Consider the following 23,488-nt stretch of genomic DNA (forward strand, 5'->3'; position numbering starts at 1 on the left):
TCTTTCATATTCTTTATTATACGTGGTCTATAAGAAAAAGGGTAGTGGATGGTAGGAATCTATTGACGAATGGTTTGCTATTGCGTACAATATAAAATTGTTGTTTAAAAACGAATCACGTGGTTCGAAACCATCCCACGTAAAAAAACTAAGGAGATTTTGTCATGAATATAAAAACATTAGTTGGTAATGGTATTTTAGCAGCATTATATATTGCTGTTTCAGCACTTATTCAGCCGTTTGGCTTTACGAATGTACAATTTCGTATTTCGGAGATGTTTAATCATCTCGTTGTATTTAATAAGAAATCAATTTATGGAATTGTCTTAGGGGTATTTTTAACAAATCTCTTTTTCTCACCTATGATTGCGTATGATTTAGTATTTGGAGTGGGGCAATCCATTCTTGCACTTCTTGCTACTATTATTTCCATGCGTTTTATTAAGGGTGTTTGGGCGCGCATGATTTTTAATACAGTTATCTTTACAATTACAATGTTTATGATAGCGATTGAACTTCATCTTGCATTCGATCTGCCATTTTTACTTACATGGCTTACATGTGCAGCTGGTGAATTTGTCGTGATGGCAATTGGTATGCCTGTTATGTATTGGATTAATAAACGAGTGCAATTTGAAAAGGTGATGTAATAAATAAAGAGGCTGAACCAAATCGAAAGGATTGGGTAGCCTCTTTATTTGTATATGAGTAAGTTCTCTCAGTATATCTAATAGCAGTAAAGAAACCGAGATTCAGAAAAAAATTGCATTTGTTGGATTAGGAACTTTAATGATTGTGATGTTAGAATTGATAGTTTTTTCATTACTATAACACGTGTCTGAATTTTCTTTTTTGTTTTCGAAGAGGATAAGGGCTAAATCTAAGTTAGTATTTCTATAAGTAATCGCTTTATCCCGATTTGTGAGGACTGATTAAAGTTTCATTTTATCCCGCATTAACGGACAGTAAGACCCCTACCTCAAGATCCAGAGAGAAATGAGGAAGATAGGTGGGGGATAACTGCTCGTAAAATCCCGATTGGTTCAACTAACCATCAGTGGGGGATGAAGAAAAACCCCACTGATGGAAGTTTCACTTTATCTCAAAATTTTGAGGAGTTCAAAGAACTTTGATGGAGGATGAAGCCCTTCTAATCATACGGACGCTCCTCTTTCTTGTGAGTTAGGAGAGCAGTCTAAGTTAAGTTCAGATAATGGTAGTTACTTACAATATGATTTGATTCATTCGCATATAATACTGTGACTCTTGGTAAAATATAATAAAATAAAAATATGAAGTCTTATATAAGGGGAAAATAGTATGAAGTATAAAATGAATTGGTTGTATAAAACAAAACATGGTCTTCAAACAGAATTACTAACAGATTATATGAGTATGGAAGAAGCTCTCCAATTTGCAGTGGATTTTGAGAAAACGGGAAGAGTAAAAGAACTCGTATTTTACGATGAAATGGGCGCGGAATGGACGCTGAAAGAAATGAAAAAATTGAGTAAACAAGTGGAAGAAGATCCGCAAGAAATTCGCATTTACTTTGATGGAGGGTATGACATCGAAACGAAAGAGGCGGGACTTGGAATATGCGTGTACTATAAAAAAGGGAAAAAAGTGTATCGTGTTCGTCGAAATGCTTACATAGAAGGTATATATGATAATAATGAGGCAGAGTATGCAGCGTTATTATATGGAATGGATGTATTAGAAGAATTAGGAATCAAATATGAATCAGTTACGCTTCATGGTGATTCTCAAGTCGTACTTCAGCAATTAGCTGGACAGTGGCCATGCTATGATGAACATTTGAATCACTATTTAGATCAAATTGAACAAAAAGCAAAGCAAATGAAATTGAAGCTTGTCTGTGAGCCAGTAACAAGAAAACAAAATAAAGAAGCACATCAATTGGCCGCGCAAGCATTGGAAGGGACACCGATCGATAGTCATAAGGAAGTAGCAGAATAGAGAGGTGCACTGGTGAATAAGAAGCAGCTCATTATAGAGGTAAATGATTTATTAGAGACGTATTGTGAAGGATGTTTTTTACAAGAACACTATAGAAAAACACAAAGTAAGTACTATGCCCATTCTTTTTGTATTCGGCAATGCACAGTGGGAGCGAAGTTAAAAGAATATGGCAATCAATTATCATAAAAAACATCCAGAGGTAGCTCTGGATGTTTTTTTAATGCTTAGCTTCTTTCAATTGGTGTTCGCATAGGCTTAGTTTTTTTTCTTCATTCATTAAGAAAGGCTCGTCTAAATCTGTTGCAACAGATTTCATTGTTTCAAGCTGAGAGCGTGCAGATTCTACTGCAGTTGTCGCATGCTGCAGTGATTCAGGATCCATTGTAATTGTTGCAGAACCTACCATTTTTTGTGCTGTTTCTACGCGGAATTTTACTTCTTCAAAATCATTTACATGTGAACCCATTGTCGATTCCTCCTTTGTATTCTGTCACATTTCACATAGTTTTTACTCTGCAAAAAGGAAATATACAAAGGAATAACAAAGGAGGTTACCAAATAAGGTAACCTCCTGTTATATGTTGGACTAAAGTTTTACTACGTTAGCAGCTTGTGGTCCACGGTTTCCTTCAACGATGTCGAAAGATACTTCTTGACCTTCTTCTAAAGCTTTGTAGCCTTCGCCTTGAATAGCTGTGAAATGTACGAATACATCGTCAGCACCTTCAATCTCGATAAATCCAAAACCTTTTTCGTTGTTAAACCATTTTACTTTTCCTTGCATGTTACAATTCCTCCTAAAAAACGATTACTTTTTCATTTAGTGAATTTCATTTGAAATATTTGCGAATTCATAAAACTGAAAATGCCATATTATCGAATATTCTGCTAAATGATATTTTAAATATACACGAAATGGTAGATTTTAGTCAAGTAAGCGGTTTTATATTTTTGTATTTTCAAATAATTTTTTACACAAGTTTTTAAAATGGTATAGGACAACTTTTATTCTTAATATGCTTAAATGAATGCTGTACATAATGAGGTGAGAGAATGAGTAAGTCTTATTTGTTAGATAATCAAGAAATTAAAACTAGGAGTGATATACCAAGTTGGGTTTCAAAAGAATTTGAGAATTTTTCTAATGTTGTATTAGAGCCAACTTTTCCGTGCTATTTTGGCTTAACGGCCTTAAAGAAAAATGAACTTCGTTACTCGTTTTTATCTCAGGATGATTGGAGTCATTTACCCAAGACTCTGTTTTCTTTTTTACAGTTAATGAATGAGCGACCAGTTGTAAGAAGAGGTTTTTTTCTTTTTGTTGAGCCAGAGTGTGAAGAAAGATCGCTCGAATATTACCGCATGTACTTTTGGAGAGTGCTACAATATTTACATGAAAAGGATGAACAGCCATGGCCAGAGCAAATTCCAAAAAATCCAGATCATTACTTATGGGAATTTTCATTTGGTGGGGAGCCGATGTTTGCATTTGGGAATGCTCCTGCCTATAAACAGAGAAAAACGAGGCATTTAGGAAATTCGCTCATTATAGGATTTCAGCCACGGATCATATTTGATGGATTAGAAGGAGATCGACCGAAAGGGGCATATTCCAGACAAACGGTTAGAGAACGAGTGGAAAAGTGGGATCAGCTGCCGAAACATCCCAATATTAGTCATTATGGTGATCCGAATCATCAGGAATGGAAACAATATTTTATTGGAGATGACATCGAACCAATCGAAGGGAAATGTCCATTTCATCATAAAGTACTAAAATGAAAGCCATCATTAAGGATGGCTTTTTTGCATATTTTGGATAAAAAAGGGCATTTTATATATGTATATTTTTTATAAAAGTTAGTCTATTTTTAGTACTGTTTACATTAGCTAATAGTAAAATGATATAGAAAGGATAGAGCGATGTTTGGAGCAATTATACAGCAATTTATACTAGGAATTTCACTAGCGGCACCAGTAGGGCCAATTAATATTGAAATGTTAAAAAGAGGGATCGAACGTGGGTTTTGGCATGCTTGGCTTGTTGGGATAGGAGGCATGAGTGCAGATATTTTATTTATGCTGCTTATTTACTTTGGATTATCTTCTGTATTTATGTATACATATGTACAAGCATTTATGTATTGTATAGGTTTTTTCTTATTGTTTTATTTAGGATTTCAAAGTGTAAAACAAGGAATTTCACATTCAAATATGGAATATAAACAAGAAGAGGTAGGTGGACTTCGTCAATCCTTTATGGCAGGATTTTTAATTGCGGTATCTAATCCGTTAAATCTTGTCTTTTGGTTTGGTGTATATGGGAGTACGCTTAATTCACTGCTCACGAAAGTAACAAAACAAGAGGCCTTTTTATATAGTCTTTGCATAATTGGTGGCATTATTTTATGGAATTTAAATATTGCCTTTTCTGTTCATTTTGGACGCACATTGCTTAAACCAAAGGTACTCGGTTATATTACAGCTGGAGCTGGTTTTATCTTAGTCGGGTATTCGATTCATTTTGCGTATAAAGCTTTACAGTTGTTCATATAAGATTGAAGGGGAGATTTTTATGTATCGAACCACAGTTAATGGAAAAGAAATTATCATTACATTAGCACCAAAAATTCGAAAAGAAATAACGGATAGGGACCCTTTATATGAGGCCGTTCTTCAAACTGTTGAAAGACTACTTCAAACAAAGCAGCCAACATTTGCTGTAAATCATGCAATACTGGGACTGATTATTGGAGAGGTACAGGGAGGTGAAGTAACTGTCTTTGCAGTTGAACACATTATACCGAAACAAAATATATTTGGTTCGCAAAATTTTTTCTCTACAATAGAACAGCGAGCAAATTTGTGAGTAAAAGAGAATAAGATAGATAGAATGAAAACAGTCGTAACGATATGTTATGGCTGTTTTTTCTAAGAAAGGGGATAGGATGAATGAAAAGGGTGATGAAGGAGTTCTTTTTCCAACATGATATTGTGATTATGTTTGGAGTATTTATATTGTTTATCATTATTTTGAAAATGCAATTATTTACAGGGGTGGCGATTTTAACATGTCTTGCGGGAATCGTTTTTTATACAATCAATGAGTATATAACACATCGGTTTTTATTTCATATGAAACCTCCTAAAAATGTTAAAGAGATTACATTATGATCACCATGTGTACCCGGATGATTTAAAGCTATTATTTTTACCAGTATGGTATAGCATGACAGGATTTGCAATTTATTTGTTCATTCTGTATGGACTTACAAGTAATATAACGATTACATTTTCATTTGGAATTGGGATGATTATCATGTTGCTCGTCTATGAATGGAAACATTATATAGCGCATAGACCAATCCGTCCTTTGACTGGTTTTGGTAGATGGCTAAAAAAACAACATATTTTGCATCATTATAAAAATGAAAATTATTGGTTTGGTGTGTCGAATCCAGTTTATGATTTCTTAATTGGAACTTATAAAAACGGAAAAGATGTTGAATTAAGTAGGACGGCACGTAACTTAGAAAAAGAGAAGGACAAGAAAGTGGTGCGATGAGCACTTCTTTTTATTTTAAAAAAATATATTAAAAAATTAGGAAAATATGACGAAAAATGTCTATCGAAAAATCTTTGCAGAGGAGAAGAGATTGTCTAAAATAAATGTAAGTTTCTGAATATTTATAAAATTTAGTTTTCGGTTTATGAGGGGGAATTTTATTTAAGGATTGAAGGAAAGGGGAGAGGACAAATGAAACGAGAGAGTTCAGCACGTAAGTTGCAAAGTGAGGTAAATTATACAGAAGTGGTCCAGTCAGCGGAATTTCAAGCATTGCTAGAAAAGAAGCGAAAGTTTATTGTTCCGATGAGCATTTTCTTTTTAAGCTTTTTTATTGCTCTGCCGCTTTTGACTTCTTATTCAAAAGTGTTGAATACACCAGCGTTTGGAGATGTTACATGGGCGTGGATCTTTGCTTTTACACAATTTGTTATGACGTGGTCGTTATGTATGATGTATAACAAAAAAGCGGAATCGTTCGACAAGACTTCGCAAAAAATTCTTCAAGATATACAAAAAGGGAGGGGATAAATTTGAACGTAACGGCGTTTGCACTTTTTTTAATTATCGTTCTTGGTACGCTCGTCATTACATATTTTGCATCGAAAAAGACGAAAAATGCGAGCGAGTTTTATACGGCAGGAGGAGGCTTAACTGGGTGGCAAAATGGTTTGGCCATTGCGGGAGATTATATGTCAGCTGCTTCTTTTTTAGGGATTGCAGGCGCAATCGCATTAACTGGATTTGATGGTTTCTTTTATAGCATAGGCTTTCTTGTTGCCTATTTAGTTGTATTATATCTGGTTGCTGAACCGCTTAGAAACTTAGGGAAATATACATTAGCTGATATGATCGCAGCACGTTTTGATGCGAGAAAAGTGCGCGGAGTTGCAGCTTTAAATACGATGACGATTTCAATTTTCTATATGATTGCACAGCTTGTGGGAGCAGGAGCACTTATTAAATTATTATTAGGGATTGAATATACGACATCCGTCTTAATTGTTGGAACGTTAATGACGGTGTATGTGATTTTTGGAGGTATGACAGCGACGAGTTGGGTGCAAATTGTAAAAGCTGTCTTGCTAATGGCAGGGACATTTATTATTTCAGTAATTGTATTTGCTAAATTTAATTTTAGCGTGACAGAAATGTTTGCGCAGATGAAAACGGCAACACCTCTAAAAGAGGCATTTTTAAATCCAGGTGTGAAATATAAAAATGGATTAGATACGATTTCTTTAAATTTAGGTCTTGTTTTAGGAACAGCTGGTTTACCTCATATTCTTGTTCGCTTTTTCACTGTTCGTGACGCGAAAACAGCACGTCAGTCTGTTGTATATGCAACGTGGTTAATTGGTGCATTTTATATTATGACCATTTTCCTAGGTTTTGGTGCAGCTGCATTTGTAGGGAATGCTGCAATTATTCAGGCAAATCCAGCTGGTAATATGGCAGCACCTTTATTAGCAAAAGCACTTGGGGGAGATTTCTTATTTGCATTCGTTTCTGCAATTGCATTCGCGACGATTTTAGCCGTTGTAGCTGGTTTAGTTTTAACAGCCGCTTCAGCTTTCGCACATGATTTCTATAATGAAATTATTCGCCGAGGAAAATCAACAGAAAAAGAGCAGGTGTCCATGGCACGCTATGCATCAATTGGTGTAGCTGTATTATCTATTATTTTAGCGTTATTTGCTCAAACGTTAAATGTTGCGTTTCTAGTGTCGTTAGCATTTGCGGTTGCTGCAAGTGCTAACTTACCAGTGATTTTGTTTACAATTTATTGGAAACGTTTTAATACAACAGGAGCAATTTGTGGAATGGTTGTTGGGTTAGTATCAGCTATCGTATTAGTGGCACTAAGCCCGAATGTTTGGAATCCTGAAGCTGGGAAAGCAATCTTTGTTGGAAAAGCATTATTCCCTTATACAACACCTGGAATTATTTCTATTCCACTTGGATTTTTAGCAGCGTATTTAGGGACAATCTTTTCAAGTAAGAAAGAAGATGCAGCGAAGTTCGATGAAATCCTTGTTAAATCTAACACAGGTCATGGAGTTAGTGACGTGTCTGCGCATTAAGAAGAAAGAGAGCTTTCCAGTTGCTTGGAGAGCTCTTTTGTTTTGTAATGTTGCTTGAAAATATTACTCGGCAGTCGGTAGGATTTATTTTGTTCATGTGGAATGAAAATAAATAGGGAAAAGTTTTATCTCATCATGGCGCCAGTACAGCTTGGGAAAATATAAGTTGTTTTGGAAGGTGGAATGTATGATGAAAACGAAACAATCAGATGCATTATTAGCAAAGGATGAAAAGTATGTGTGGCATGGAATGCGTCCTTTTAGTCCAAATAGTACAATGGTTGGGGCAAAAGCAGAAGGATGCTGGGTAGAAGATATAGAGGGGAAACGGTACTTAGATGGGATGAGTGGGCTTTGGTGTGTGAATAGTGGATATGGAAGAAAAGAGCTTGCTGAAGCAGCGTATGAGCAATTGCAAAAATTATCATATTTTCCAATGTCACAATCTCATGAACCTGCAATTCAGCTTGCTGAAAAGTTAAATGAATGGCTTGGAGGAGAGTATGTTATTTTCTTCTCTAACAGTGGATCGGAAGCGAATGAAACAGCATTTAAAGTTGCTCGTCAATATTATGCTCATAAGGGAGAGTCACACCGTTATAAATTTATGTCACGTTATCGTGGTTATCATGGAAATACAATGGCGACGATGGCAGCGACAGGACAGGCACAGCGGAGGTATCAGTATGAGCCATTTGCTTCTGGCTTTTTACATGTTACGCCACCAGATTGTTACCGAATGCCAGAGATTTCGTCACAAAATATTTATGATGTAGAGTGTGTGAAAGAAATTGATCGTGTTATGACGTGGGAACTAAGTGAAACGATAGCTGGATTGATTATGGAACCAATTATTACAGGCGGAGGAATTTTGATGCCCCCGCAAGATTATATGAAAGCTGTTCATGAGACGTGTCAAAAACATGGTGCATTGCTAATTAGTGACGAAGTAATTTGTGGTTTCGGTCGTACAGGAAAAGCGTTTGGTTTTATGAATTATGATGTAAAGCCTGACATTATTACAATGGCAAAAGGGATTACAAGTGCATACTTACCGTTATCAGCAACAGCAGTGAAGAAAGAGATTTATGAAGCATTTAAAGGAAAGGGAGAATATGAATTTTTCCGTCATATTAACACGTTTGGTGGCAATCCAGCAGCTTGTGCGTTAGCACTTAAAAACTTAGAGATTATGGAAAACGAAAATTTAATTGAGCGTTCTGCACAAATGGGATCGCTTTTATTAGAGCAATTAAAAGAAGAAATAGGAGATGATCATCCACTTGTTGGAGATATTAGAGGGAAAGGGTTGCTAGTTGGCATTGAGCTGGTAAATGACAAAGGAACAAAAGAACCAATTGATAATGATAAAATTGCCAGTGTAGTGAATGCTTGTAAAGAAAAAGGATTAATCATTGGACGTAACGGAATGACAACAGCAGGCTATAATAATGTTTTAACGTTAGCACCGCCTCTTATTATTTCAAGTGAAGAAATTGCTTTTGTTGTCGGGACATTGAAGACAGCGATGGAACGTATTTAAAAAAACGATTCATCCCCCACCTTCACTTCGTTTAGAGGAGGGGGACTTCTCGGTTAAAATGATAAAAAATGAGATGATTGTCTTTTGAAGAGAATCATCTCGTTTTTTATATTATGAAACTAGTACTCTATATAGCTATTATGCACTTTGTTTTAATTGCTTATCTTTTACACCGAAAGAATATTTTAACATTGGTGGTGTAATCATTGTTGTTAAAATAACGACAATTACAATTGCTGTAAAGTAATCTTGTGCTAGTAGTCCAGAAGTAAGCCCCTGTCCTGCAATGATAAGAGCAACTTCACCGCGTGAAACCATTCCGGACCCAATGATTGTAGATGATTGTAAATCAAATCCTGTCATGCGCGCTCCGAAGCCACAACCAATCAGTTTTGTTAATACAGCAATTACAGTTAAAGCCAAGATAAACCATACTTTATCTCCAATGCCTGCAAACGTAATATTCATACCAATGCTTACAAAGAAGATAGGAACGAACATTGCATAAGCGATTGGTTCTACTTTCTTTTCTACTTCATGTTTGTAATCTGTTTGAGAGATAGCAATACCTGCTGCAAATGCTCCGATAATGCCTGCGATTCCTAATAGTTCACCGAAATATGCAAAAGCGAAACAAATGATAAGAGCCGCACTAATTATAGACTCTGATACGCGTAGTGGTGATAACCAACGCATAATCATTGGAACACCTTTCCAACCGATTATGATGATAGAAAGGAAGAAAACAACCTTTTTCAAAATAATCATTGTTAAGCTTACATCACCTGAGCCTAAGAAACTCATGGCAAATGCTAGTAAAATAACAACAAGAATATCATCAAATACAGCTGCTCCCAACATTGTTGTGCTTTCGCGAGTCTTCATTTTTCCTAAGTCACGAAGTGTTTGTACAGAGATACTAACACTTGTTGCACATAGAAGTAATCCTAAAAAGACAGCATTTGCTTGTTCCATACCCATAATTAGTCCTGAAACATAACCACCTACAAATGGAAGAATAATACCGCCAACAGCAACAGCTAAAGATGAATTGCGATTTTCATTTAGTTCTTTTAAATCTGTTTCTAGACCTGCCATAAACATAAGGAGAATAACTCCTACTTGACTTAACTGTGTGAGTAAATCTGAATTGTTAACTAAACCTAATACCGCCGGACCAATTACAATACCAACAATTAATTTCCCGAGTACAGAAGGTTGTCCTAATCTCACACTAATGTCACCAGCAATTTTGGTGCTTAGTAAAATTAACGCAATTTGAAAGAAAAATTCCATCTCATCTCTCCTTTTCATTTTTTGTTTTTATTAAACGATTTCTCGGAGTTTGCCTAATGTACTAATATGTAAAACACATTAAACAAGAGGTCTTTATACGAGTTCTTTTGAACTTGTAATTTGAACCTGTAATAAATATATAATAAATTTCAAGAAAAATCAATGTTAAATCGGAAGATTTTCATGGGGATGATTCATTTTGAATAAGGAATAAATGTCTATATAATGAAGGGGAAGAAAAACAAATTTGTTTTTAACGAATCAATTTATTTGAAAGAAACGGAGTAGAAAATATGTTATTCAATCAACGCTTTACTATTGGAGAAATGGCAAAAATGCATAATATTGCGGAGTCAACATTACGTTATTACGATGAAAAAGGTATTTTTCATCCATCCATTGTTGATCCACAAACAAAGTATCGATATTATACAATCGACCAATTTGCACTTTTAGATACAATTAAATTTTTACGGCAGTTAAATATTTCTTTAAAAGAAATAAAGGAATATATTGATGAAAGAAACCCATCTTATGCCTTAAATTTACTTAAAAAACAACAAGAGATGATGTTAAAAAAACAAAGAGAAATTGAATATGCATTGGCTAAAATGAAGCATAAAATCGATTTGATGAAAGAAGCTACAAAGTCAAAAGCTAATAATGTGACACTTAAAAAATTACCAAAGAGAAAAATTACAGCGTTAGCTATTGCACCAAATATAACGGATGATATGTTTGAATATTATATCCATTCACTCCAAAAAAATATGAAGCAAATAGATGATAGTTTATTTTCAGGAGACCTAGGTGTGACAGTGTCAAAAGAAGGGTTGCTTCAAAATGAATTTCAAGCATATAACAGTGTTTTTATTCTCCTTGATTATATGCCGTTTCAAATTATTACTTCAGATGAAATTAAAGAAGGGATGTTCGCTTGCTCTTATCACCATGGGCCATATGAAAAAACGGATGGAACTTATAAGAAGCTGTTAATGGATATCAAGGAGAAAGGATATGAAGTGTCTGGAGATGCAATTGAGCTCGCTTTAATTGACTGTTCTGTGACGGAGAATCCAGAAGAGCAAGTTACAGAAATACAAATCCCGGTAATAAAAAAGAAGTAAGAGGTTGTATAACAAAAATGTATTTTGAATTCTCACTTGACCTTCAAGTTGCTTGAAGGTTTAAAATGTGAACAGAGAATTGAAAAGGAGCATTTTATTATGGAAACAACTGAGAAATTAAGAGAAAAACCAATGAAAAATTTATTTATATCTTATTTAATACCAGCGGTTCTTGGAATGGTATTAATGTCGGTGAATATTGTAATCGATGCCGTTATGATTAGCAGAGGAGTCGGAGCGAATGGCTTAGCGGGAGTAAACGTTGCTATCCCGGCCTTTTCCATTTTTTTCTCTATATCATTGTGGATTGGAATGGGCGGAGCTACACTATATTCCATAGCATTAGGTGAAAATAAAATAGAGCGAGCGAGATCCATTTTTACTCAGTCTATGACAGTAGCTGTTGTAATTGTTGGTGCTTTAATGATCATTTGTTTATGGAGAATAGAAGATTTGGCCTATTTATTTGGGGCTAATGAAGTAATCTTACCATATGCATTAGACTATTTAACTGTATTATTAACATTTGGAATGATATACGTATTAGAAAATATTTTAAGTACATTTATACGAAACGACGGAAATCCAAATTTAGCGATGGCAGGACTTGTTGTAACAGCGTTGTTAAATATTGCTTTTGATTATATTTTTATTTTTATTTTTGGTTGGGGTGTAACAGGAGCGGCGGCAGCGACTATCCTGTCAGCAGCAATTGGTTTTCTTGTTTTATTAAGTCATTTCTTTAGAAAAAGTAGCATTTTAAAATGGACGAAATTTCATTTTGAATGGAATACAGTCAAACAAATTATGGTGATTGGTTTTCCAAGTTTCACCGCAGAAATAACAGTAGCGATTGTAACGATTGGTTTTAACATAACCTTTATGAAATATGCAGGAGAATTAGGTGTAGCATCTTATGCAATAGTGAATAGTATTCACTCCATGATGCTATTAGTATTCTTAGGTGTTGGAGCGGCATTGCAACCAATTGCAAGTTTTCATTACGGTGCAAATTTACCTGAACGGTTGAAGGAAGGACTAAACTTTGCAGTCAAAACAGCTGTTGTACTTGGATGTGTAGCAATTGTGAGCGGATTATTCTTTGGGAAATACATTATTGGTTTATTTGATGTTCAATCAAAAGAGTTACTGACACTAACTGTAACAGGAATGAGTCTGTTCTTTATTCAATATGTATTTTTTGGTTATAACATTGTATATGGAGAGTATTTCCAATCGGTGAGACAAACAAGAAAGTCTATCTTGATTATTTTGAGCCGCGGTTTATTACTCATTATTCCACTCTTATGGATTATGCCAAAGTTGTTTGGAGTAAATGGAATTTGGCTTGTAATGCCTGTATCTGAAGTGTTAACAGCGATTGTTGTATTTGGGATGAATCGTATTTCTCATCCTGTATCAGTACGAAATGTAGAAAGAGAACATGTGGCCTGATAGAACAATCCCCTTAATCAATTAAGGGGATTTCTTATGTTTTAGACTAAATGCAAAGGAACCATCAGCCTCTTGAACAGAAGCGAATGCAATGTTTTTTATATCTTTAATCCCTTTTTCTAATAATTCATTACGGAGCCATTTCTCATTTTTATGGATTAACTTTAAATTATCATATTGAATGTGCGAATCAACAATGAGTGCAATTGGTAGTCCTGCATATTTGACATTTAAATGTATATCCTTTGGAGTGAGTGGAATAAGTTCTCTTTTAGGTAAAATGCTAATCGCACCATTGGCTTCTAAAATCGCATATTCGATTTCATGTACGCTAGGATATCCTGCTACGCGAAGGTTGGATAACAATTCAGCGATTGGATATCTACTTTTTTTTAGATTTTCAAAAATAATTTCTCCATGTTTAATTAAAATAATGGGATGTCCAAGGATGAAGCGATTCAATTTATTTATTAAGCTTAATTTTGTAATGAAAAGATGGAGACATGTAACTACTAGCATACCTATAATAGCTTGCAAAGCGCCATCAACAGGTATAGCTTGAAAAGCTAAATAGGATAAAAAGATAATTGCTCCAAAATCGTGCGGTGTAAGTTGTGCAAGTGCAGATTTTCCAAGCAGTTTAAGTGATAAGAGAAATAGTAAAAATACGAATGCTACATTACATAAAAAAACAATCAATGTTTACACCCCTTAATGCAAATTCACATTATAAATTGTGTATACCTAATCCAATATTCCCATATTTATTAAAAATATTACTTTTAAAGGTTAATTTAGGGTGTATTGGAAATTTAATCTATAAAAACAACTACAAGCATATTATGATGGGAGAATAGAAAAAATAGGAGTAAATGTAAATGATAAAGAAGAAAAAGATAATGAAGTATAGTTTAGTTGTGATAATGATTATAGTAGGTTATATAGGATTTTTACAATATAACATTTATAAGCATGGTCATATGGAAGCACCGAACGATGCAGACTACATGATTCTTTTAGGAGCAAAGGTGAAAGGAACAGAGCCTTCTTATTCTTTACAATATCGTATTGATAAAGCCGCGGAATATTTAAAAACACATGAACAAACGATTGTTATTGTATCCGGTGGTAAAGGAAAAGGAGAAGACATTTCAGAAGCACTAGCTATGAAACAAGGATTAATGAAGCGAAATATTGCAGAACAAAGAATTATAATGGAAGATCGTTCTACAAATACAGATGAAAATATTGAATTCTCAAAGTCTCTTATTCCAGCAAATAAGAAAAAAGGGATGATTGTTACAAATGATTTTCATATGTTTCGGGCCAAAAAAATTGCTGAAAAACAAGGGTTGAAGGTAAATGGACTTCCTGCGAAAACACCTAAATCGATTATTATTCAGTCAAATGTGAGGGAATATTTTGCGATTACACAGTATTGGCTAACGAATCGTATATAGTAATAAATCTTACGAAAATGTAATCTGATTGAAAGGTAAAACGATAGTTCCTAAAGTAGTGAAGTGCCATAATAAAGGTAACAAAAACAACGAAACTTTAGGAGTGAATCGTATGAAAGGCAATAATATTTTATCTTCACTTTGTTATTTTAGTATTTTCTTTGCACCGTTTCTATTCCCAATCATCGTCTACTTTATTGCAGAAGATGATGTGAAATATCATGCGAAAAAGGCATTTTGGACACACATTTTCCCATATGCAATTTTGTTTGGTGGATTGGCATTTTCAGGTGTATTCGGTTTAAGTTTTGGAGAATCCGCAAGTGTTGGAATCGGAATGATTGTAACCTATGTAACTTTTGCAATTGTAGGTATTTATTACTTTGTTTGGAATATTGTTAAAGGTGTTAAAGTGCTGAGAGCAGCTTAAACGATTTATTTTTTCAAGAATGAAAGAGGACGAATGGTTAAAAATTCGTTCTCTTTTTGTATAGGTTTGAAGGGTTCTGCTTTAATTGAGGTGAAAAAAGAGCATATTATATAGAAGTTTTTAGATGGGCATAAAAGTTGTGATAAATGAAAAGGATATGTTAATTTTTCAGTAATAAGAAATAAGGAGGCTTTACTATGAATGAGATGATACATAAAATGGAGCAACATACATCAGTTCGGAAATATAAACAAGAACCAATTCCTAAGAATATAGTGGAAAGAATGGTACAAGCAGCGCAGTATGCAGCATCATCACATTTTGTTCAGGCGTATTCAGTTATGTACGTTACAGATGAAAATTTAAAGGTGCAATTGGCAGAGTTATCAGGTAATCGTCATGTGAAAGATTGCGCGGCATTTTTTGTTTGCTGTGCAGATTTAAAGCGCTTAGAAACAGCATGTGAGAAACATGGAACAGAGATTAAACATGATGGTGCAGAGGACTTTATTGTAGCTACAGTAGATGCATCCTTATTTGCACAAAACTTAGCGCTCGCTGCAGAATCACTAGGATATGGCATTTGTTATATTGGAGGAATCAGGAATAATCCAGAAGAAGTGAGTGAACTGCTCCATTTACCAGATAAAGTATACCCGGTATTTGGGATGACAGTTGGAGTACCTGATGAAAGTCATGCAGTGAAACCGCGTTTGCCAGTTGAAGCGATTTTACATGAAAACTTATATGACGAAAATAAATATGATGAATTACTAGAGGAATATGACCGTACGACTAATGAATATTATAAGGAAAGATCTACAAATCAAAAGGATGTAACATGGACAGGATCAATGAGTGCTTTTATGTCAAAAGAGAAAAGAATGCATATGAAGGAGTTTTTGAGTAAAAAAGGGTTTAATAGAAGATAAGGTAAAAACAAATCTGCATTAGCAGGTTTGTTTTTAGAAGGAGAAGTTTTTTACTTTCGAATATGTATAAGTGTGTCGAAAGTAAAGAGGCTGATGAAATGAAAAAAGCATTGTTTTTTCTATTTGATGGATTTGCAGAATTTGAAGTGAATCTAGCGAGTTTATTTTTAAAGAGTAAGGGATTTGAAATTGTCACAGCAAGTGTAGATAATGCGATTGTTACAGGAGAAGGAGGTTTCCAGTGTAAACCGCATATTTCCATAGATGGCATAATTGCAAAAGAGTATGAGATTTTAATTGTCCCCGGCGGAGATATCTTTCATCATCTAGAAAATCCTAAGTTATTATCGCTTGCCCGAGAGATAAATGAACAAAATAAATGGTTAGCTGGTATTTGTGCAGGAACCGCTTTATTACAAGCAGCTGATGTGTTGCTAAATAAAAGATTTTCAACTTCTTTAACACCAGAAGTGGAGAGTCTAGCACATCTCCATGAGTGGAAGTATAAACAAAGTATAGATGTAACAGTGGATGGGAAAATCATTACAGCAGTTGGCTCTGCTTATGTCGAGTTTGCAGCTGAAATCATTAAATAACTCAATTTGTTTGATGAGGGAGAAGAGAAAGAAACACTCCTGTATTTTAAAAACATAAAAGAATTAAGTAATAAGACCTTAGCGTAGCTGAGGTCTTATTTTATGAAAATATTTCTAATTTTTCATTGACGTTTACATTGTAAGTTATTAATATACTGAATAATTTTGCAAAATTATAAAATTGATTCGATAGAAATCGAATCAAAGAGAGGGGAATTTATGTTGCGAGTTACATCATGGTTTGAACGACATGTCAAAGTTGTATATTCACCATTTCGCGAAATGTTATTAAGCTTACATGTTTTATCTAATCCTATCCATCATGTAAAACGATTAGAGTGGGCAGAAAATGTATTAAATCAGATGGATCAGGAGGAAAAAGAAATATTATATGAGATTAATGAGAAAAGCGATGACTGGTTACATTTTATAGATTGGTGCTCTGAGTTTCAGGCTGAAGTCTATGTTGAAGAAGGGATTGAAAAATTACGAGTAACGGATACAAAAGGCTTTCAATCATTTTTTCCTAAACTAGAGAAAGAATTAGTTTGTAATTTTTTATATCAATATCATCAGCGCTATTTTGCACGAGAGTTATTTCAAATAGAACCATGGCTAGAACGATCTGTATATGATGTGAAAGAAACAATCAAACAAAACCCGTTGTCCCTTTCTAAAAATTTGCATCCGAGATTTTTAATTGATGAAAAGGAAATAACCTTTTTAAAAGCCCGTACTTGGCAATATCGTTATGAGGATTTATCAGCAATTACATTATATCCATCAACTTTTGTCGCACCTCATTTACTAATAGATAATCTTATTTCTACTCATATAAAAGTCTATTATGAGGTGGAAATCGCATCGTCGTATACAGATGAAGTACCAAAGGATCTTTTGCGAATTCTACAAGCGATATCAGATGAAACGAGATTAAAAATGCTAAGAGATTTATCCTTTCAATCTTTTTGTACACAGCAATTAACAGAGCGGTATAGTCTTACAAAATCAACGGTTTCCAATCATTTAAAAATGTTAGAGTCTACAGGTCTTATACAAAAGGAACGAAAAGGTTATTACGTATTTTATAAAACAAATCGAGAACGATTAGAACAAATTCGTGTTGATTTAGATCAATTTATGGATTTCCCAATTGTTCAAAAATTAGGGGAGGGGAGAACATGTGGCTAACGTTTATGGCTACATTTCGTCGTGATTTCTATACGATGCGTAGAGCGTACCCATGGTCATTTTTTTTAGGGCATATTTTAACTGGTGTATATATCGTATTGTTTGCTTATCTAACATATCATTTTATGTTTCAAGGAAAGTTAGATGCTAATTTTGCAAAGTTAGGGAAGACGGATGATTATCTTTCGTACGTTATATTAGGAGCTGTTTTTTATTCATTTTCTGTTTCTCTATTAATGATTGTGAGCCGAACATTGATAACCGAACTGCGTGAAGGGACGCTGGATGTTTTGTTATTAACGCCATCATCTCGGCAAGGTTATTTTCTAGGAGCAGCTGCGCAAGGGATATTGCGTGTGGGACTTGAATTTATCACGATTTTTATTTTTGGTTTGTTTTTTGGATTACAGTTTCGAGAAATAAATATGATACCAGTGGTATTTTTATTATTTATTTTCTTTTTTGCTATATTCGCTCAAGCACTAGTGTTGGGGGCTTTTATGCTCTATTTTCGTGATACATATTTAACACAAAATACATTGTTTATTTTTATGAGCCTTGTCAGTGGTGTGTTTTTTCCAGTAGGTTATCTTCCTACATTTTTACAGCCTATGAGTGTATTGATGCCGCTCTCACATGGTTTATCAGCATTTCGATTGTGCATGATTGAAGGTGGGAATTTAGCTTCCATACAAATTGAACTTATGTGGTTATTGGGATTAGGAGTTGCGTATTTTATTGCGGGTGTATATGCGATGAAACGAATGGAAAAGTATGTGATTGAAAAACATTTTGCATAGGAGGGCTTATCATGATACAAGCAATACAACTTGTAAAGCGGTATGAGTTAAAAGAGAAAGTAGGTTTTTTTCGTAAAAAAAGAAGAGTAGTTGAAGCGGTAAATGGTTTGGATTTAACAATTCAAAAAGGAGAAATTGTAGGATTGCTAGGTGTAAACGGGGCTGGGAAGACAACAACGATTAAAATGCTAGCTACGCTTCTTGAACCAACTTCAGGTGCCATTACAATTGATGGTATAGATAGTACAAAACAAGATTTACTTGTAAAGAAAAAGATCAATATGATTGCAGGTGGAGAACGCATGTTATATTGGCGTTTAACAGGTAAAGAAAACTTGCAATATTTCGGGAGTTTGTATGGATTAAAAGGAGCCGAACTAGAGGAACGTATTCAGTTTCTCCTTGGTCAAGTAGAGCTCAAAGAAGTTGCTAATACGCCTGTAGAACGATATTCAAAGGGAATGAAGCAACGTTTGCAAATCGCAGGAGGTCTTATTAATGATCCAGATTATTTATTTCTTGATGAACCAACATTAGGACTTGATGCACCTGTAGCGAAAAAGCTGAGAGAAATGGTATATCGATTGGCGAAGGAACAAAATAAGGGTATTTTGTAAACGAGCCATTATCTTGAAGAAGTAGAGGAACTTTGTGATCACCTTTATATTATTGAAAAAGGACGACTTCTTTATGAAGGAACTCCCGATAAAATTATCCAGTCTATTGTCCGTGAATATCGTTTAGAAATTGTGATTCCTGAAATGAAGAATGAAACGATAGAACGATTAGAGTATTCTTTAGGGCTGAAGGAAATTCAATATGAAAAAGAACATACGGGTGAACATATACGATATGAACTAAAGGCATCTTTTGATATGACAACAACGGTTTTATCATTATTAACAAAATATCAAATCCGTATATTACAGTTAGAAACACATAAAGCAAGGTTGGAAGATGCAATATTACAAATTGCAAATGAGGTGAGTGCGTGAATATGTTTTTTGCAGAATGGAAAAAAAGTCACCGCAATCATTTTCATAGTAAGATGGTTTATTTTTCTTTATTCATTTGGCCGGTTTTATTATTTACAACTGCTTATTTTTCGGTGAAGCCATTTGATACTTCAAATAGTAGTACACTTGCCAAATGGATGGATCCAAAGCAGATTAGTTTTTTTCTCATTACAGGTTATATTGGATATGTTTTCTTTTGGAGCCTTGTTCAATCGGCATGGCAAATGTCATGGGAACGCCAAAATGGAACACTTGAACTTATATTTTTAACACCTGCATCGCGTGTATGGATGATGTATTGCCGGGCAGGAGCAAATTTAATAGAAGGAGTATGGATGTTTACGATGTTTTCGATTCTCATCGCATTGTTTCTGAATGACACACCGATACCACCAGTTGAAAATATTGTATTTGCTTTTATGATTTTATGTATTTCGGCTGTTGTGTGTGGGGGGTGCTTAAATACGATTTTTTTATTTTCACGAGATGCTAGTATTCTATTTACAATATTAGAAGAACCGATGCAATTTTTTGCGGGTGTACGCATTCCCATTGTTGTATTACCACTATGGGGCAAAGTACTAGCAGCTTTGTTTCCATTAACGTATGTACTTCAAATTTTCCGTTCATTATTAATGGAAGGAAAAAGTATTATAAATGTATTTCCAGAGTTAGGTTTATTAGCTAGCTTATTAATCATTTTAATTGGAATATCGTATGTGCTTGTTCGAAAAGCAGAAAAGCATGCGAAACGAACAGGAAATATGGTTTTATTTTAAGGAATGGGGAGAGAGAAATGGGAATATTTCAAGGTGCAGCGGCATTATGTAAAAATAATGATGGGAAATTGTTAATGGTATTGCAAGGGCGCCCAGATGTAAAAGAAGCAGAACTAAAATGGTCTATTCCATCTGGTGGGAAATTGGAAGAGGAAACATTTGAGGAGTGTTGTATACGAGAAGTGAAAGAGGAAACGGGATATGATGTACGTGTCATTAAAAGTATGTACGAAAAGAAGGGGAATAGTAATGGATATGATGTTCACATTGTGTATTATGAGGTAGAAGTGATTGGAGGAAATAAAGAAATATGCGATCCAGATGGATTAATTTATGAAGTGGCTTGGAAAAGCAGTGAAGAAATAGCAGGTATTACCCTTTCTTTTCTAGAAGATAGAAAGTTATTGCAGGGATTCATAGATTGTACAGCAGGTGATGAAACCTAAGCGCTGATACACATGAAAGGAAAGAAAAAAGATGATATACGAATTGCAGAAAGACCAGTTTATGAATTGCAAACATCTTCTACAAAAGGAAAGGCATATAGAAGTGCAAGCTATCATTGAAGGGAATAATTCGGGCCGTATATTTGTTGACAATGCGAGCGAACCACGGTCTGGTTTAGTTTGGCTTGGAAATTTAGATGGTTTTGTATTTATTGGTGAGGCAAATAACAAAATGTTTAACCTTGAAATAAAAAAGGTTTTAAGGGAACAAATTGCACAAGAAGCAGCCTGTTTGGACTTGAAGTGGTTTGAAGGATTTGGTCATCAAGTAGGGTGGGATCGTACAATTAGAGAAATATTATGTGAACAATCATACGAGGAATCCAATCAAAAAGTATACAAATTATATGAAAGTGCGTACAAAACATATAATGAACCAATCATTGATGAGGTATATACAGTATTAAAAGTAACGAAGGAAAATCTTGTGACATACTCTTTGCTCAAGCAATCATTTTTCGTTTCACAAATTACATCATTTTGGAATTCGATGGAATCATTTTTTGAAAAAGGAATTGGGTATGTGATTTTGCATGAGGATCAAGTGGTGAGTCTTTGTTTTTCAGGATTTGTAAGTGGGAATATGCATGCGGTAAATATCGAGACAATTTTGGAACATAGAGGGAAGAATCTTGCCAAGAAAGTCGCACATATATTTGTTCAAGAATGTTTCAAACAAGGGTATGTGCCCTATTGGGACTGTATGGAAGTGAATAAACCTTCAATTGCTATAGCAGAGAGCCTAGGGTTTACAAACATTTTTGATTATATTGTATACGAGTATCAATTTTAATTTGACTAAAGAAAATAAGAAATACCTCAAGGGAAAAGAATGTATTTGTTCTTTTTCTGCATGGTATATTTTTTTCAATATATTTGTAATTGCAGTGGGTGTACTTTTAACTTTGAAATATTTGATGTAGAAAAGCGACTTGTAAAAGTCGCTTTTCTTTATAAATGTGTAATGCCAAAATGATGGGAGAAACACTATTAATAAAAAAGCCTTCACATTAATTATTTGAGCAATCATATTGTCCAGTGAGGTACCGATGATATTTAGTTATTAAATCATCTACAAATAGGATCGTGATAGTGTAGTCCACTCTTCTAAAGAAAGTTTTTCTGTAATATGTTTTAGTTCATCTGGAACATTAACAAAACTAATAAACTCAATACTATTATCATCTGGATCTTTAAAATAGACAGAAGCATTGCCTTGGTTAGGGCGAACAAAAGGTCCAATGGTAGTTCGATTACTAAATGGAACGGGCGTAATATTTCGGTCTTTCAGCCACTTAATAGATGTATGAAGAAACTCGAAGTCTACTTGAAACGCAATATGGCGAAGGGAAGGATGATACGGCGTTTTATATTCTTCTCCTTCCCAAAGTCCGAGCCAACTTTGTTCTTCTACAATCCAAAAGAAGGCAGTATCCTCATATCTTTTATATAGTTTTAATCCCAATGATTCATAGAATGGTATGGATCTTTCTAGGCTGCGAACGGGTAGATGTGATTCGTATAATCCTTTGATCATAAATAATCCTCCTCTTTAGATAATATATTGTCCTTATTTGTAATTGTAATCTATGTCCTTCTAGGTTAAATCAATAAAAAGAATGGAGAATGATTCATACAAAAGTATGAAATATTCTCCATTCTTTTTATTTTATATTACAAAAAGTATACATTAATCTGTTTAATATCTCAAAAATGCATTTAAAGTTACTTTTAAATGAATATATTTTCTATAAAGTTAAAAATATTACGATTTCATTACAAAAAATATTGATTATATTTGTATATAATAATATAATTCTCTTTGTGGAAATAAAAACTAAAATTATTCATTATTTGGGGGATATGGAAAATGAAGAAAGTTATTTTGCCTATTTTAATGTCTACAATGCTTGTAGCTCCTGCAGTATCTCATGCAGAAAAACAAGAAACTGTGAAACAGATTACTCCAAAAACAGAACAGACGATGCAGAAAACAGGTTGGGTAAAAGATGGAAACACATGGTATTTCTATGATCAAAATGGTATGAAGAAAACTGGTTGGTTACAAGATGGAGGAAAATGGTACTACTTTGATGCAAATGGAAAAATGAAAACGGGTCGTATTGAAGAGCAATATAATGGTTACTTATTAGGAGCAGACGGTGCGCTATATACCAATGAAGGATGGCTTCAGTATGAGGGAGATTGGTATTACGTTCACCAAGGGGGAAAGCTACACTGGGATTTTTTTGAATATAATGGTAAGACATACTTTTTAAATCCAGATAATAATAAAATGCTATTAGGTTGGATAGGTTCACATCCAGATGGTAATTATTTCCTTTCTGATGGATCAATGGCAACAGGTTGGAATTTAATTGACAACCATTGGCATTATTTTAGCGGAAACGGAGCTGCTTATAATGGCTGGCTAAGCTATAAAGAAAGCTGGTATTACTTTGTTGGTGCTAAGATGAAAACAGGTTGGGTACAAGATAATAATACATGGTACTACATGAATGCAGATGGCATGATGAAAACAGGCTGGTTACAAGAGAATGGGACTTGGTATTATTTACAGTCTAACGGTGCAATGGCGATAGGTAAACATTTCATTGATGGAAAATGGTATTCATTCAAAGATAATGGTGTTATGAGTTAAAGAGAACTCTTTAACTATCTTAAAAGATTTTGACAGGAAAAGATGACAACTGAAATGTTATCC

At 34.4% G+C, this 23,488-nt stretch carries 25 protein-coding genes, 3 pseudogenes and 1 riboswitch; of the genes and pseudogenes, 23 read left to right on the plus strand and 5 right to left on the minus strand.

Features of this window, described 5'->3' with window-relative positions; translation table 11 throughout:
• Positions 1 to 113: 113 nt before the first annotated feature.
• A riboswitch (PreQ1 riboswitch) is annotated at positions 114 to 158 on the plus strand.
• Between the two features lie 6 nt (positions 159 to 164).
• The 3 genes from ORL93_RS12620 (at position 165) to ORL93_RS12630 (ending at position 2,169) form a co-directional block, all read left to right on the plus strand.
• On the plus strand, positions 165 to 650 hold the full coding sequence (locus ORL93_RS12620; protein ID WP_097794211.1) for a QueT transporter family protein: 486 nt from the start codon (positions 165 to 167) through the stop codon (positions 648 to 650).
• Positions 651 to 1,320: 670 nt separating this feature from the next.
• Entirely contained in the window at positions 1,321 to 1,980 is a 660-nt protein-coding gene (locus ORL93_RS12625; RefSeq protein WP_040119372.1) for a ribonuclease H family protein, read from the plus strand.
• A 12-nt stretch (positions 1,981 to 1,992) separates the two neighbouring features.
• Positions 1,993 to 2,169, plus strand: coding sequence for a zinc-finger domain-containing protein (locus tag ORL93_RS12630; RefSeq protein ID WP_003196489.1), 177 nt, complete (start codon positions 1,993 to 1,995; stop codon positions 2,167 to 2,169).
• Positions 2,170 to 2,200: 31 nt separating this feature from the next.
• Here ORL93_RS12630 and ORL93_RS12635 read toward each other — a convergent pair whose 3' ends face one another.
• Positions 2,201 to 2,449: a DUF2564 family protein gene (locus ORL93_RS12635; protein WP_003206638.1), complete on the minus strand. Its 249-nt coding sequence runs from the start codon at positions 2,447 to 2,449 to the stop codon at positions 2,201 to 2,203.
• 120 nt (positions 2,450 to 2,569) lie between these two features.
• Positions 2,570 to 2,767 (minus strand): cold shock-like protein CspB, encoded by a 198-nt coding sequence (gene cspB, locus ORL93_RS12640; RefSeq protein WP_003196492.1) that lies wholly within the window; start codon positions 2,765 to 2,767, stop codon positions 2,570 to 2,572.
• A gap of 269 nt (positions 2,768 to 3,036) precedes the next feature.
• Here cspB and ORL93_RS12645 point away from each other — a divergent pair, with 269 nt between their 5' ends.
• The 7 genes and pseudogenes from ORL93_RS12645 (at position 3,037) to ORL93_RS12675 (ending at position 9,175) form a co-directional block, all read left to right on the plus strand.
• Positions 3,037 to 3,765 carry a YqcI/YcgG family protein gene (locus ORL93_RS12645; protein ID WP_003196494.1) on the plus strand — a complete coding sequence of 243 codons (729 nt, stop codon included), beginning with the start codon at positions 3,037 to 3,039 and terminating at the stop codon, positions 3,763 to 3,765.
• A 141-nt stretch (positions 3,766 to 3,906) separates the two neighbouring features.
• On the plus strand, positions 3,907 to 4,539 hold the full coding sequence (locus tag ORL93_RS12650) for a LysE family transporter (RefSeq protein WP_040119373.1): 633 nt from the start codon (positions 3,907 to 3,909) through the stop codon (positions 4,537 to 4,539).
• Between the two features lie 19 nt (positions 4,540 to 4,558).
• Complete coding sequence (locus ORL93_RS12655) at positions 4,559 to 4,852, plus strand: hypothetical protein (protein ID WP_006094347.1); 294 nt, start codon at positions 4,559 to 4,561, stop codon at positions 4,850 to 4,852.
• Positions 4,853 to 4,935: 83 nt separating this feature from the next.
• Positions 4,936 to 5,548, plus strand: a pseudogene (locus ORL93_RS12660) (sterol desaturase family protein).
• Positions 5,549 to 5,740: 192 nt separating this feature from the next.
• Positions 5,741 to 6,079, plus strand: a complete 339-nt coding sequence (locus ORL93_RS12665) for a DUF485 domain-containing protein (protein ID WP_018764329.1) — start codon at positions 5,741 to 5,743, stop codon at positions 6,077 to 6,079.
• A 2-nt stretch (positions 6,080 to 6,081) separates the two neighbouring features.
• Positions 6,082 to 7,632 (plus strand): solute symporter family protein, encoded by a 1,551-nt coding sequence (locus ORL93_RS12670; RefSeq protein WP_003196504.1) that lies wholly within the window; start codon positions 6,082 to 6,084, stop codon positions 7,630 to 7,632.
• 190 nt (positions 7,633 to 7,822) lie between these two features.
• On the plus strand, positions 7,823 to 9,175 hold the full coding sequence (locus ORL93_RS12675) for an aspartate aminotransferase family protein (protein WP_033796022.1): 1,353 nt from the start codon (positions 7,823 to 7,825) through the stop codon (positions 9,173 to 9,175).
• Positions 9,176 to 9,313: 138 nt separating this feature from the next.
• On the opposite strand, the gene ORL93_RS12680 is transcribed toward ORL93_RS12675, so the two are convergent.
• Entirely contained in the window at positions 9,314 to 10,471 is a 1,158-nt protein-coding gene (locus tag ORL93_RS12680) for a cation:proton antiporter (protein ID WP_040119375.1), read from the minus strand.
• Positions 10,472 to 10,764: 293 nt separating this feature from the next.
• Between ORL93_RS12680 and ORL93_RS12685 the strand changes: the two genes are divergently transcribed.
• Together ORL93_RS12685 and ORL93_RS12690 are read left to right on the plus strand one after the other, a co-directional pair.
• Positions 10,765 to 11,598 carry a MerR family transcriptional regulator gene (locus ORL93_RS12685; protein ID WP_003196509.1) on the plus strand — a complete coding sequence of 278 codons (834 nt, stop codon included), beginning with the start codon at positions 10,765 to 10,767 and terminating at the stop codon, positions 11,596 to 11,598.
• Positions 11,599 to 11,694: 96 nt separating this feature from the next.
• Positions 11,695 to 13,053, plus strand: a complete 1,359-nt coding sequence (locus ORL93_RS12690) for an MATE family efflux transporter (RefSeq protein ID WP_040119662.1) — start codon at positions 11,695 to 11,697, stop codon at positions 13,051 to 13,053.
• Positions 13,054 to 13,074: 21 nt separating this feature from the next.
• On the opposite strand, the gene ORL93_RS12695 is transcribed toward ORL93_RS12690, so the two are convergent.
• Positions 13,075 to 13,752 carry a DUF421 domain-containing protein gene (locus ORL93_RS12695; RefSeq protein ID WP_018782509.1) on the minus strand — a complete coding sequence of 226 codons (678 nt, stop codon included), beginning with the start codon at positions 13,750 to 13,752 and terminating at the stop codon, positions 13,075 to 13,077.
• A 182-nt stretch (positions 13,753 to 13,934) separates the two neighbouring features.
• Here ORL93_RS12695 and ORL93_RS12700 point away from each other — a divergent pair, with 182 nt between their 5' ends.
• The 10 genes and pseudogenes from ORL93_RS12700 (at position 13,935) to ORL93_RS12750 (ending at position 21,556) form a co-directional block, all read left to right on the plus strand.
• Positions 13,935 to 14,513 (plus strand): YdcF family protein, encoded by a 579-nt coding sequence (locus ORL93_RS12700; RefSeq protein WP_040119663.1) that lies wholly within the window; start codon positions 13,935 to 13,937, stop codon positions 14,511 to 14,513.
• Between the two features lie 112 nt (positions 14,514 to 14,625).
• The gene (locus tag ORL93_RS12705; RefSeq protein ID WP_018764335.1) at positions 14,626 to 14,943 is read left to right on the plus strand and encodes a magnetosome magnetite crystal formation protein family; all 318 of its coding nucleotides are present in this window, start codon (positions 14,626 to 14,628) and stop codon (positions 14,941 to 14,943) included.
• A 197-nt stretch (positions 14,944 to 15,140) separates the two neighbouring features.
• Positions 15,141 to 15,875, plus strand: coding sequence for an oxygen-insensitive NADPH nitroreductase (nfsA, locus tag ORL93_RS12710; protein ID WP_040119376.1), 735 nt, complete (start codon positions 15,141 to 15,143; stop codon positions 15,873 to 15,875).
• 98 nt (positions 15,876 to 15,973) lie between these two features.
• A pseudogene (locus tag ORL93_RS12715) lies at positions 15,974 to 16,558 on the plus strand (DJ-1/PfpI family protein).
• A 132-nt stretch (positions 16,559 to 16,690) separates the two neighbouring features.
• Entirely contained in the window at positions 16,691 to 17,662 is a 972-nt protein-coding gene (locus ORL93_RS12720) for an ArsR/SmtB family transcription factor (RefSeq protein ID WP_040119377.1), read from the plus strand.
• Complete coding sequence (locus tag ORL93_RS12725) at positions 17,653 to 18,462, plus strand: ABC transporter permease (RefSeq protein ID WP_040119378.1); 810 nt, start codon at positions 17,653 to 17,655, stop codon at positions 18,460 to 18,462. Before ORL93_RS12720 ends, ORL93_RS12725 begins: the two co-directional genes overlap by 10 nt.
• 11 nt (positions 18,463 to 18,473) lie before the next feature.
• Positions 18,474 to 19,457 (plus strand): annotated as a pseudogene (locus tag ORL93_RS31275) (ABC transporter ATP-binding protein).
• Positions 19,458 to 19,459: 2 nt separating this feature from the next.
• Entirely contained in the window at positions 19,460 to 20,257 is a 798-nt protein-coding gene (locus ORL93_RS12740; protein WP_040119379.1) for an ABC transporter permease, read from the plus strand.
• 17 nt (positions 20,258 to 20,274) lie between these two features.
• Positions 20,275 to 20,703: an NUDIX hydrolase gene (locus ORL93_RS12745; RefSeq protein WP_003196533.1), complete on the plus strand. Its 429-nt coding sequence runs from the start codon at positions 20,275 to 20,277 to the stop codon at positions 20,701 to 20,703.
• 103 nt (positions 20,704 to 20,806) lie between these two features.
• Positions 20,807 to 21,556, plus strand: a complete 750-nt coding sequence (locus ORL93_RS12750) for a GNAT family N-acetyltransferase (RefSeq protein WP_018782500.1) — start codon at positions 20,807 to 20,809, stop codon at positions 21,554 to 21,556.
• A gap of 279 nt (positions 21,557 to 21,835) precedes the next feature.
• On the opposite strand, the gene ORL93_RS12755 is transcribed toward ORL93_RS12750, so the two are convergent.
• On the minus strand, positions 21,836 to 22,300 hold the full coding sequence (locus tag ORL93_RS12755; RefSeq protein ID WP_018782499.1) for a VOC family protein: 465 nt from the start codon (positions 22,298 to 22,300) through the stop codon (positions 21,836 to 21,838).
• A gap of 333 nt (positions 22,301 to 22,633) precedes the next feature.
• On the opposite strand from ORL93_RS12755, the gene ORL93_RS12760 reads away from it, so the two are divergent.
• On the plus strand, positions 22,634 to 23,425 hold the full coding sequence (locus ORL93_RS12760; protein WP_040119381.1) for a PspC-like choline-binding domain-containing protein: 792 nt from the start codon (positions 22,634 to 22,636) through the stop codon (positions 23,423 to 23,425).
• The last annotated feature ends 63 nt before the right edge of the window (positions 23,426 to 23,488 follow it).

The sequence above is a fragment of the Bacillus sp. DHT2 genome (assembly GCF_026241455.1).
Lineage (GTDB): Bacteria > Bacillota > Bacilli > Bacillales > Bacillaceae_G > Bacillus_A > Bacillus_A pseudomycoides.